The organism is Anaerovirgula multivorans, assembly GCF_900188145.1.
Classification (GTDB): domain Bacteria; phylum Bacillota; class Clostridia; order Peptostreptococcales; family Natronincolaceae; genus Anaerovirgula; species Anaerovirgula multivorans.
In genome coordinates this window covers 19681-31992 of the sequence record NZ_FZOJ01000007.1, presented here as the reverse complement: position 1 = coordinate 31992, position 12312 = coordinate 19681, and the positions used below count along the sequence as shown (strand labels likewise).

The 12312-nt window shown below is 36.4% G+C and carries 8 protein-coding genes; 5 read left to right on the top strand and 3 right to left on the bottom strand.

Going from position 1 to position 12312, the window contains the following annotated elements; all coding sequences use genetic code 11:
• Nucleotides 1-159 precede the first annotated feature (159 nt).
• Entirely contained in the window at nucleotides 160-1557 is a 1398-nt protein-coding gene (locus CHB72_RS08920; RefSeq protein WP_176431282.1) for an MFS transporter, read from the top strand.
• 126 nt (nucleotides 1558-1683) lie between these two features.
• Here CHB72_RS08920 and CHB72_RS08915 read toward each other — a convergent pair whose 3' ends face one another.
• From CHB72_RS08915 to CHB72_RS08905, 3 genes are all read right to left on the bottom strand, one after another.
• Nucleotides 1684-4311 carry a PEP/pyruvate-binding domain-containing protein gene (locus CHB72_RS08915; protein ID WP_089282543.1) on the bottom strand — a complete coding sequence of 876 codons (2628 nt, stop codon included), beginning with the start codon at nucleotides 4309-4311 and terminating at the stop codon, nucleotides 1684-1686.
• Nucleotides 4312-4390: 79 nt separating this feature from the next.
• On the bottom strand, nucleotides 4391-5062 hold the full coding sequence (locus CHB72_RS08910; protein WP_089282542.1) for a TetR/AcrR family transcriptional regulator: 672 nt from the start codon (nucleotides 5060-5062) through the stop codon (nucleotides 4391-4393).
• Between the two features lie 442 nt (nucleotides 5063-5504).
• On the bottom strand, nucleotides 5505-6467 hold the full coding sequence (locus CHB72_RS08905) for a M15 family metallopeptidase (RefSeq protein WP_089282541.1): 963 nt from the start codon (nucleotides 6465-6467) through the stop codon (nucleotides 5505-5507).
• Between the two features lie 439 nt (nucleotides 6468-6906).
• Between CHB72_RS08905 and CHB72_RS08900 the strand changes: the two genes are divergently transcribed.
• The 4 genes from CHB72_RS08900 (at nucleotide 6907) to CHB72_RS08885 (ending at nucleotide 12311) form a co-directional block, all read left to right on the top strand.
• The gene (locus CHB72_RS08900; protein WP_242975083.1) at nucleotides 6907-8286 is read left to right on the top strand and encodes an MATE family efflux transporter; all 1380 of its coding nucleotides are present in this window, start codon (nucleotides 6907-6909) and stop codon (nucleotides 8284-8286) included.
• A 499-nt stretch (nucleotides 8287-8785) separates the two neighbouring features.
• Nucleotides 8786-10000 (top strand): branched-chain amino acid ABC transporter substrate-binding protein, encoded by a 1215-nt coding sequence (locus CHB72_RS08895; protein WP_089282540.1) that lies wholly within the window; start codon nucleotides 8786-8788, stop codon nucleotides 9998-10000.
• Between the two features lie 79 nt (nucleotides 10001-10079).
• Complete coding sequence (locus CHB72_RS08890) at nucleotides 10080-11039, top strand: branched-chain amino acid ABC transporter permease (RefSeq protein WP_242975082.1); 960 nt, start codon at nucleotides 10080-10082, stop codon at nucleotides 11037-11039.
• A gap of 3 nt (nucleotides 11040-11042) precedes the next feature.
• On the top strand, nucleotides 11043-12311 hold the full coding sequence (locus CHB72_RS08885; protein WP_089282539.1) for a branched-chain amino acid ABC transporter permease: 1269 nt from the start codon (nucleotides 11043-11045) through the stop codon (nucleotides 12309-12311).
• Nucleotide 12312: the final 1 nt, after the last annotated feature.

The following is a 12312-nucleotide window of genomic DNA, read 5'->3' as shown; positions in this document are numbered from 1 at the left end:
CAATAGTACTGTTTACTGTGAAAACTCTAAAAAGGAGTATAACTCTATTGATATAGCAAAATTCAATAGAGTTGTATTCCTGGAGAAATAAAGTTTTAGACTTTTCGATTTATGAAGAAGTTGGATTTTTATAAACAAACATTGAGGAGTGAGTATTTTATGAAAAAACCATTAAGTAAAGCTATAAAAAATTTTTATGGTATCGGGGATATGGGTTTTGCTCTAATGACCAGTGTTGAACTTTTCTGTTTCGTATTTTTCTTGACAAACGTAGCAAAATTCTCTCTTCCTATGGTTGCCCTCATCGGATCTGTGACAAGTATCGTTGATGCGGTTCTATCTCCATTTTATGGTGCTATCATCAGTGGTACAAAAGCATTAAAATGGGGACGAAACCGTTCCTGGATGCTCATAGCCCCACCAGTAGTTGTAGTATTATATATGTTTCAGTTTACAAGAATTGGACCGGAACCAGTTGCAGCAGCCATTGTATGTGCTGGATTTATTCTAAGTCATATTATCTGGAATATAGCATGGGTTGGAAACGTTTCCTTAATTTCTGTCTTGGCAAATAATCCTGAGGAACGTAGCTTTTTGGCTGCAAAGCGAGGTACTTGGACCAGTTTGGCAGGGGTGTTTTTCTCTTACATAGGTATGCCTTTAGCTTTGCTTCTCGGTAGCGTTACCGGTAACGAAGTATTAGGATTTACAGTATTAGCAGGGATTATGGCCTTCCTGATGATGCTTGGTTATTGGACTGTATTTAAAATAACAGAAGGATATGAGCCAATAGAAGAAGAAAAGGAAAGTACTGCTGTAGGTGCTCCAAAATCAGAGAAAATATCTGTTAGTATTATGTTGAAGAGCATTTTTCAAAATCCACCCCTTATCGTATTACTAATAGGAGATTTTTTTAGATATATGGTAAACTTTATTATGACAGCTGCCGCCGCATATTATTTCATCTATGTAGCACAAAATATGGAGCTGTTTCCGATTTATCTTTTAGTTGGAGCTATAGGGCAGGTAATAGGTGCGTACTTCAGTGGAATAATTGCCCAAAAATTGACTACAAGAACTGCAGCAATTGTTGGTCTCTTTGGACTGGCTGCATCCTTGATTGCATGTAAATTTGTAGCAATGAATATAACAATGTTTTTTGTATTTGTTTCAGTCTCAAGAGTATTCCTTGGACTATTGACAGCAGTTATGGTAGGGCTTTATTCAGATGTAGTTGTATATGGCGAATGGAAAACAGGAAAAAATGCCAATGCCTTTATTATGGGTCTGATGAATTTATCTCTTAAAACAGCTATCATCTCAAGAGGAACAATCATTCCTATCGTATTAGCCGCAGCAGGCTTTGTCGCAGAAGTTGATCCGGCAGTTGCTACCCTTGAGCTGAAAACAGCAGTTATTAATGTATTCTTATTTATCCCTGGCATATTTGCACTAGTGGCCGCATTCATTATAACAGTAGGCTATAGGCTAACAAGAGAAAAAGTTGTTGCCTATCAGAGGGAAATAGATCAAAGAAAAGTACAAGCAGAAATCTAATCTATGGGACGGTTTGATTAAACATTAGAACCGAGACTGCAATTAAGGGCAGGGAGCTAATCCCTGCCTTTAATTTTCTGAGTAGTAGTGATATTTTTTCTCTTACGATATATTAAATATGAAATTCTATAGCAGTTTAATTGTACCATTCAGTCCATCAATTTCTACCATTTGACCATCCTTTAAAATGGAAATGGCATCTTCTATTCCTGAAACACAGGGCTTGCCATACTCCCTTGCCACAAGGGCTCCATGCTGCAGCATGCCTCCTACTTCTAGGATGATCCCTCCTGCATTGATAAATAAAGGGGTCCAGCCTGGATCGGTAGCCCTTGCTACTAAGATATCCCCTGGTAGTATAGGCTTTTCATCAGGACTTCTGAGCACTTTCACTTTTCCTCTTACTGTGCCTGGTGAGATTGGCTCTCCAACTAGTTTACCTTCCCGGGCTTCCTTTTTAGGTGGAGGTAATATTTTTCCTCTGGAGTCTATTACCCTTGGAAACTCTTTAATGTTTGCAAGCTTTTTTAGAAAGATTGTATTTTGGGAAGCCAGTGCCCTAAGATCAACAGATGGATTAGTCATTCCCATATTTAGGTCATCTATGGTGAGATCGAATATCTGGTCCCTGTGATCAATGCGACCCGATGCTGTTAGCATTTCTGCAGCTTCCATTACTTTCTTTCTTAGCTCAGCAACAGTCATGATCCAGTAATATTTGGGTGCTTCTCTATATCCTGAAAAAGTAATTAGCATTTCATAATACTTCTTAAATTTTTTTGCCTTTCCTTTCTTCTCTGCTTCTTTCAGCAACTCTATAAAATCATTTTCACGTTGCTGCCTTGCTTCATCAAAGATTACCTGTGGATTATGCTTTGCATTCGTATTTTGGGCCATTGTTTTCAACTGGTTATAGAATATTTCAACCTGCTCATAATAACGTGGCGTAGCGATATCAAGTTCCTTAGGGCACCTGAAACCGTATTTTTCCATAAAGCTTTCCCATGCATTTATAAAAGCTTTTGAAAAAGATTTTGCTTCTAACCCTTTCTTAAAGACTTCAAAAGATGAGCTTTGATTAACTTCTTCAAAAAGGGAGAGACGGTACATGCTAAGACCCATCTGGGTGGTAACATTATTTGGTAAAGCCTTCTCAAGAAATGTTACCTTACTCTTTATCTCTGGGCTGCTGTCTTTGAAAATTTTTACTATACCTGATTTTGCAGCTGCTATAGCTGCCAGTATTGGAAGAGCAATAACAAAGAAAGAAACAAACTTCTCCGTAGTCCTTTCTGCAAATTCCTTGATGGTTAGATCCTTCTTTCTCTCATTTTTCAATTCTTCAATATACTGTTCCGCCCTTTCAAGAAACACTTTCTCATATTTTGCAGGGGCTTTCAGGGCCTTGAGAACATTGAAACCCATACCAAAACTGTTCAATATTGTTCCCCGTAAGACCCCTCGTAGTTTCGGAGGCAGTACTTTTGGAATATACTCATCCTCGTCTATATTTGCTATGATTTCGGCAGACGTCATATCCAGGAGACTGTAGGTATCTATTAATTTCTTTTTTCCGTAAAGCTTGATATTGTTGGAGATATTTAAATACATTCTACCTTGAAAGAATCCTTGTATACCATCCATAACTCCAGAGATATTTTTACCAGTCATAGCTCCCTCTATTTTTGACTGAAATATGGAAAGATAGTCTGTACCCATAAAGGATAGGGGGTCATGAATTCCTTGTTTGGCAAGAGTAGCATCAAGGTATAATAGTTTCTGTTGACCTGGAGCCGTTTGCATCTCTTCAGGAAGCGGTATATATGCCGTAATGGGACGGGCTTGAAGCAGATACAGCTTTCCCTCTGCAAATGCCCATTCGATATCAACGGGTTTTTGGTAATAGTTTTCTACATTTGAAATCATCTTTAGTAAGGATAATAGGTCTTTATCCTTTAAACAGATACCCTTTCGAGAAGGGGAAGGTTTTTCATAGGTTCCACCATTAGGAGCCAACCAAATAGAAGTTTCCTTTCTTCCAAGTCTCTTCTCTATGATTTTTTCAGACACCTTGTCTAGAATGAATGTATCAGGAGAAGCTAAGCCCGACACAACGGTCTCTCCTTGACCAAAGTTACCATTGATCACCACTTCGTCGTAGCAGTTGTTAATCGGATTTAGAGAAAAGGCCACACCAGCAGTCTCAGATGGAATCTGAAGCTGTACAACAACGGCAATTCTAGGGTTCTCTAGGGGGAAACCATGTTCCTTTTTATATAAAAAGACACGTTCATCGAGGCTTGAGGCAAAGGAATGACGTAGGGCGTCCTCGATTGTTTCTCTTTTCACGCCAAGGGTCGTTTCGTAGCCTCCTGCAAAGGAAGCTCCCTCAAGATCTTCTTCAGGGGAAGAGGATCTTACTGCAAATAAGAGATTTTTACTGTTTCCTTCAAAAACATTTAATGCTACTTCAAAGGCCTTTCTACGATCTGGATATAACTTTAGATGTATACACAGCTTTTTTAAAGCATCTGTATGGATCTTAAGCTCTCTAGAAGAAGAGTTAATGACCTTTTGCCATTCCGGAGTACATTTTATATAATCGAACCAAGGTTTAAAGAAGTCCACTGATAGGACAAACCCAGGAGGAACAGGTAATCCCTGCTGGGTCATAAGTATCAGCGACATTCCCTTTCCACCAACTTCTGTAAGTTTGGGAGGCTCTTTAAAATCAAAACTATACACAAATCTCATAGGATACACCTCCTTAAATTTTCACTCTAGCAATATAGTGGTTCTAATTTTCATTGACTATAATTATACAGTCTATAGTCTATAGGTGTTTTTCAAATATTTTAATGATTTCTGAAAGGTTGATGGAGCCCCTTTGTATTCCTAGAATTCTTTCAATTGCATCTCCATAAGCTTCAATTTTTTGCACGATGATTTCAACGTTATGAGGTTTTTCTTCAATGTTAGCGGCCAATCTTGTAACTGCTGAATTTAAAATCACAATCAGGTGCATGATTTGTTCTACTGTTTCTTCCGTGTGAAAAGGGTGGAAGGTACCTTCACTGATTCCTTGCTCTATAATAACTCTATAAGGTAGATGTAATATTTTAAATTTGTTTTCTACAACTTTACGTTGAAATTTTACATTCCCCTCATCTTGTAAAACGCTGGAGATTTTTAAGCGCTTCTTTATGTTTAAAGTTTTATATCCCAGTACTTCATTGATTAGTCGACTAAGTTTTTCTATAGCATTTAAATCATTGTTCGCCGCAATGTCGTGGGTGATTTCGATTTCTTTCTCAATATGTTGCTCTACTACTGCCTCCAGTACTTCTTCTTTTGATTTAAAGTAATGATAAAAGGCTCCCTTTGAAACACCAACCTTCTCGATAATGGCATTTACTGAAGTGGCATCATAACCCTTCTTATAGAAGAGCTCCATAGCAGTATTGAGAAGTGCTTGTTTCACATCACTCTCTTTTTCTACCGGCATATTTCTACCTCCTTAATCAATTGATGTTATCTTCTAACATACCAACCGTCGGTATGTCAATTATAAAAAACTATTGTCATAAAGTCAAGGGGTAATTTCCTTAAACCCAGAATAAGATCAGGGCTGCACTATATGATTTGTCAATAGGACTGTTACTTTTCAGCATATTTACAGCAGTGATTGTACGCTTTGCTACAGGGGAAATATATATTGCAATTGCTTCTTTAATGGTATTTTCTCTAATAGGAATAGGATTGTCTCTATTTTTAATACTTACGGGAACTGATCGTCGTAAGATTGGATAATATAACCAAGAAAAAATATGATAAACAACAATAATGCCAGTAATCTAAGCTAAGGTAGTAGAATAACTCCTTTGTTTTTAGATTACTGGCATTTTAATTAATGCAGAGAAACGAAGACATATGATTAGAGGATGATATTAATCTGTCCCATTAGGAGAAGAAAGGTGTTGGAGTCTTTCTTCTATTAACCATATTGCTTCTGATACACCTGTATTTTCTACTGGAAGATTTTCATACCAGAGATCTTTTTCCTCATTAGCAAAGTACAGTGCCTTTATTATGATTTCTGGTCGATACTCGAAATGAAATATATCGAATTGGCCCCATTTACCTCCCCATATAAAGTAGTTACTCTCCATGACATTTACTATAGCTTCAGGATAATTTTTTAAGCGTTTTTCTCCTGTAGCTCTTGTCGTCCATTGCCAGTAATCATTTGGGTTGCTGGACAAGTCTATTGATATACCAAAGGAATGAGGGCTTAGCCGATTGGTTTGGGCTATATACCTAAAATTATAAGTGCCACCTATGGGGTAAAGATAAGACCAAAGCTCAGGATTATTATTTGCTCTTTTATTTAATTCTGTAATGGCATGATTAAGAAAATCTGCTGCTGAGTTATTTCCATTAAAACGATGGTGAGAAGAATTTATTCTTATTCCTGTAAGATTTTTTTCGATCTCTAATTGATTAGCTCCATACACTTCTTTCAATAGGGGATATACTCTTATTCTACCAGGATTATAATCCTGTGGCATAAGAGCATCTATGGAGCCAAGGAAATACTCCTGCGACAGCATATCTTGTAGGTCAGGATTTTCTAGCTTTTCTAACTCGTTTTTTTCTTTTCTGTCATCATATAATAATCTTTTACCTGATTTTAGAATAAGGTATACTTGATTGTTATCTACCACTTTTATATCTACAATATATTCTGGATAAGCCATCATTAGCGAGAATAGATCCTTTCTTAATGTTTTCCCATATTCTTCATTTGAAGTAATAGATACTTTTTCTGCTGTTTTCCCAAAAAGGAATATTGTTTTTACGCCAAACATTCCTAGTAGAATGAATATTAGTATAACTATATATTTTTTCATTACCCACCTGCTTTTTAAGATTTTCTTCTATTTTTCACTATTAATATCATCTATTTAAATACTATTCAATTCCTTTAATTTTTTTCCTAATATTTTAAATTTTAGCCTTGTGGGATGATGCCTTTGGCAGATCATGAAGGTGACAAATATAGATGATCTAATGCCTTAGAATGATCAATATATCAAGAGGCACCGAATTACTAGGCTATAGATATATAGAATTAAGAGCATCAATTAGGAGAGAAATGCAATTAAATAAAAAATAGGATAAATAGATGAAGTTATTACGACCCATTAGGAGATATTTTTTAAAAAAAAATCAGCTTGAAGGAAATATTATTGTACTGTATAATATTAAAGGCTTATAAAACTAATGCAGAATAGTAATGTACAAAAAGATAGATCTTATTTTATTGGATAGAAGGGAGTCGGGTTTCCAGTGAGAAAAATTAATCAGTTGATAGAAGGTAATATTTCGCAAGCCTTAATAAGATTGGCCTTACCTATTATGGGAACATCTTTTGTCCAAATGGCCTACAATATGACAGATATGATCTGGATTGGCAGGGTAGGAAGTAGTGCAGTAGCAGCTGTAGGAACAGCAGGTTTTTATACTTGGTTAGCATTTGCATTTATTCTTATTCCTAAAATTGGAGCTGAAGTAGGCGTAGCTCAGTCTGTTGGAAGGGAAGATTTTAAGGAAGCTAAACGCTATATTCGGCATACTCTTCAGTTAATAATAGCTTTGGCTGTTCTTTATGGAACCAGTCTCATAGTATTTAGAAACCCTTTAATTGGTTTTTTTAATCTAGGGGATATGGAAATAACAGAAATGGCTATATCTTATTTAGTTATTGTATCATTTGGAATGATTTTCTATTTCATTAATCCAGTACTTACTGGAATTTTAAATGGATATGGAAACAGCAGGATACCATTTAAACTCAATGTTATTGGATTAATAGTGAACATGATCCTCGATCCTATGATGATCCTTGGATTAGGCCCGTTTCCAGCTTTGGGAGTAAAGGGAGCTGCATTAGCAACAGTGATAGCACAATCTATCGTAACCTTTTGTTTTGTGTACAATATTATTAAAGCTAAGGGAGAAATTTTTTCTGGAATCTATCTGCTTAGAACACCAGATTTGGTTCATATGAAAAGCATAGTGAAACTAGGATTACCAGTGGCTATACAGAGTGGACTTTTTACTGTTTTTTCAATGATCATTGCAAGAATTATTGCTCAGTGGGGGGCAATACCAATTGCTGTTCAAAAAGTAGGATCCCAAATTGAAGCAATTTCATGGATGACAGCAGGAGGTTTTTCAACGGCGATTAGTGCATTTATAGGACAAAATTATGGAGCTCATAAGTGGGATCGAATTCAGCAGGGATACTATGTAGCATTACGAATTGTTGGGATCATTGGTATAGGCGCAACCTGTTTATTGATATTTGGTGCTGGGCCGATATTTAGCTTCTTTCTTCCGGAAGCAGAAGCGATAGCTTATGGTGTAGTGTATTTACGAATTTTAGGTTTATCCCAACTCTTTATGTGTATTGAAATTGCCACCTCTGGAGCCTTTAATGGATTAGGAAGAACTGTACCGCCTTCTATTATAGGGATTTTGTTTAATGGCCTCAGAATACCTCTTGCTCTAATCCTTTCGTCAAGCACTTTCTTAGGTCTAAATGGAGTATGGTGGAGTATTAGTATGACGAGTATATCGAAGGGAATTGTATTAGCTGCTTGGTTTATGGTTTTATTGCGGAGACAATCTTACAAACTTGTGAATAAAGATATACACTCCATCTAATATTAAATGGAGTTAGCATAGTTCAACTTCTAATCAAGCCCAGTACATCTTTGTGCTGGGTTTGATTAAATAATCTCATTAAAAAAAACTAAAAAGTTTGAACTTTTTAACTTGACATAATATTTCTAATATATTATTATATTTTATATGAATTAGCTATTTCATAAAAATAAATATTGGACAGTAAGTACTAGCTTAGTGATAGCAGTTCATCAAGCGTTTCCAGAAGGCGATGGAGTCTTCCCATGATGGTTTCACCTTGATGAAAGCGATCAATAGAGCATTTTAAGAAGGCAACGAAGTCTTCTCATTACTATTATTGTAATGGGAAGACTTTTTTTGTTTAGAAAAGTAATGTTATTCAAAGATATAATTATATTTTGCTGAGGAATATGTTTTTGCTATGATTTATTCTTTATAAATTACATGAATAGATTTCGGGTTCTACTTAAAATTTAGTGTTTAATGTAATACAAAATAAAATGTTAGGGGAGTGTAAATGATGAAAATGAAAAAGATTAGTTTGATTGTTTTAGTAGCTTTAATTATGCTTTCTGTAGTAGGATGTGCAGGCGCTACAAAGGCAGCTGATACTGGAACTAATGGTGAAGAAACTAATATAATTAAAGTTGCCTCAGTAACTCCATTATCTGGTTCACAGGCAGCAGTTGGGGAGTCCATCAAAAATGGAGCCCAATTGGCACTTGAAGAAAGAGTAGCAGAGTTCAAAGAATTAGGCTTTGAGCTTCAATTTGCACCTCAAGATGATCAGGCTGACCCCAAAATTGGAGTTGCAGTAGCTCAGAAATTAATTATGGACAATGATTTGTTGGCTGTAGTGGGTCATTGGAATTCTGGTGTTGCCATACCGTCATCAGAAGTATATGCTAAAGGCAATTTGGTTATGGTATCTCCTGCAAACACTGCTAATGATGTGACAGACAGAGGACTTGAAAATGTAAATCGTATCTGTGCTAGAGATGATGCTCAGGGTCCTGCAGGTGCTGATTATCTCTACAATGAATTAAATGCTAAAACAGTTTTTATTCTACAGGATAAAACCACATATGGGCAAGGGGTAGCAGATGAATTCAAGAAGCAGTTTGAAAACATCGGAGGAGAAGTATTAGGTTATGAAGGAATTACCCCTGGAGAATCTGATTTTAGTGCAGTGTTGGAAAAAATAAGGGTATCAAAAGCAGAAGCAGTCTATTTTGGTGGTATATATCCTGAAGGTTCATTAGTATTAAAACAGTTGAAGGAAAAGGAAATCGAAGTAAAGTTTATTGGTCCTGATGGAATGGATTCAGGTGAAGTGATTAAAATTGCAGGTGAAGCAGCAATTGGTATGTTCTACACGTCCTTAGCTGCTGATATTTCAGGAACACCAGAAGGAAAAGTATTTGTTGAAAATTATACGAAAATGTTTAACAAAGCTCCAGAAGCATACTCTTCCTATGGGTATGATGCCATGAATGTTACTTTGAATGGTATTGTAGCCGCAATAAAAGAGAAGGGTGGAGAAAAGCCAACTAGAGAGGGAATTGTTGCTGCTGTACGCGCCACAAATGGATTTAAGGGACTTGCCACTAATGTTACCTTTAACCAAATAGGAGATAATACAGAAGCCAATATTTATGTTTTATCCTTCGAAGAAGCTAAATATCCAGCAAGTGTTGCTAAAGAGATTTCTGCAAAAAGCTACTTAAAGTAATAGTAATTTATAGAAGGAGAGGAAATATTGAAATATTTCTTCTCTCTCTTTTATCACAATACAGAAAGGTTGTCTGCATATGGAAGAAATGACTGGAATGATACCACAGTTATTAATAGACGGATTAACGCTTGGCTTTGTTTATGCTATCGTCGCATTAGGATACACAATGGTATATGGAATTCTTGAATTTATTAACTTTGCTCACAGTGAAATATTTATGGTAGGAGCTTTTGCTGGAACAGAAGTACTTTTATTTATGCAAAGTGCAGGATACCTTGAAAAAATACCAGCACCGTTAGCTCTTCTTATTGCAATAATCATCGCTATGGTATTCAGTGGAGCTCTTGGAGTATTTATTGAACGTGTTGCCTATAAACCAGTACGAAGCGCACCGAAATTGGTGGCTTTTATATCTGCAATAGGGGTTTCATTTTTTCTGCAGGATGCAGTAAGGCTGGTAGAGGGTTTGTGGAAAAATGCTTTTTATCTTTCCACTCCTACACTTTTCACTACAAGTATAAATATTACAAATACCTTAAAAATGCCTGTAAAGGTTATTTATATAATGATTATAGCAATAATAATTATGGTTTCTCTGAATCTATTCGTAAACAAGCATAGGTTGGGGAAAGCTATGAGGGCTGTAGCACAGGATCGTGACACTGCATCATTAATGGCTATTAATGTGAACTCTATCATTTCGCTGACATTTCTTATTGGTGCAGGACTAGGAGGAGCTGCAGGAACTCTTTTTTCGGTACAGTATGCTTTAATACATCCCTACGTAGGTTTCATTATTGGAATGAAGGCTTTTACAGCAGCGGTTTTTGGAGGAATTGGAAGTATACCTGGTGCGATGCTAGGAGGCATATTATTGGGTCTTTTGGAGGTCTTCGGGGCAGGGTTTCTAGGAATACTTACTAATGGTGTTCTTGGTGCTGAGTATAAGGACGTTTTTGCTTTTGCAATACTCATTATCATACTGATTTTTAAACCCAGCGGGCTTCTAGGAAAAACAGTTAGAGAGAAGGTGTAGAACATGGAAAATATCTCAAAACTTTTTCATGAATATATAAAAAGAGAAATCATTCAATTAGGAATTATCTTCTTATCACCTATATTGTTGTATGTTTTTAATGGTAATGGTATTGCCTTTATCCTATTTTTACTATCATTATTTTTACTTCATCAGTCGAATAAATTGAACACTAAAATTAAAGCCATCATTGCCATAGTGGATTTAATCGTTATAATACCTTTAGTAGGGTTTGCCAATAGTTATTATTTAGATGTCATTACCCAGATAGGGATTTACGCTATTCTTGCTATTGGTTTAAATGTGGTGGTAGGGTTTACGGGCTTGCTTAACCTAGGTTATGTGGGGTTTTATGCGGTGGGTGCATACACATACGCTATTTTTGCCACATCTCAGGCCAACAATTTCATCTCTCCTGCCATTCTGAAATTTCCTATATCAGGCAACTGGTTCTGGTTGTTTTTAATTATTGGGATGGTTGTATCAGGATTCGTAGGGTTTCTATTAGGATTACCAGTACTTAGGTTAAGGGGCGATTACCTTGCTATCGTAACATTAGGCTTCGCAGAAATCATTCGAATTGTACTAAACAACTTGGATAAACCAATCAATTTTACAAATGGACCAAAGGGAATCACACCAGTTCAGCCGCCAGCGTTTTTCGGGATTGTTTTAAATCAAACGATTCATTATTACTTTATCGTATTGGTTCTGTTAGGCTTGACAATTATTGCTGCCAACAGACTGAACAATTCCCGTGTGGGAAGAGCATGGACGGCTATCCGGGAAGACGAGCTGGCTGCCAGAACAATGGGTATACCGATAGTAAAGATGAAACTTCTAGCTTTTTCAATAGGAGCTGCATTTGCTGGAATGATGGGGGTTTTGTTCGCCGCCAAGCAGAGTTTTATAGATCCTTCAAGCTTTGGTTTCATGGAATCCATAGGAATCCTAGCCATGGTGATTATGGGAGGGATGGGTAATATATCTGGTGTTATCATTGGAGCATTGGCGGTGGTTGTTCTTCAGCTTCATATCTTGAAGGAGTTTTCAAATTTTTTAAGACAGCTTACTGTTGCAGGCATTATAAATATTCCTTCCCAATTGGATCCAGCAAAATACGAAAGACTAGTTTTTGGTTTAATTTTAGTTCTTATGTGTATATTTAGACCTCAGGGATTTCTGCCGGCAAAGAGGACGATGGAATATATAAAGAAGCATGTGAAAAAATTAAAGAAAACTGAGAATAAAAAAGATGTATTTGTAGAATAGG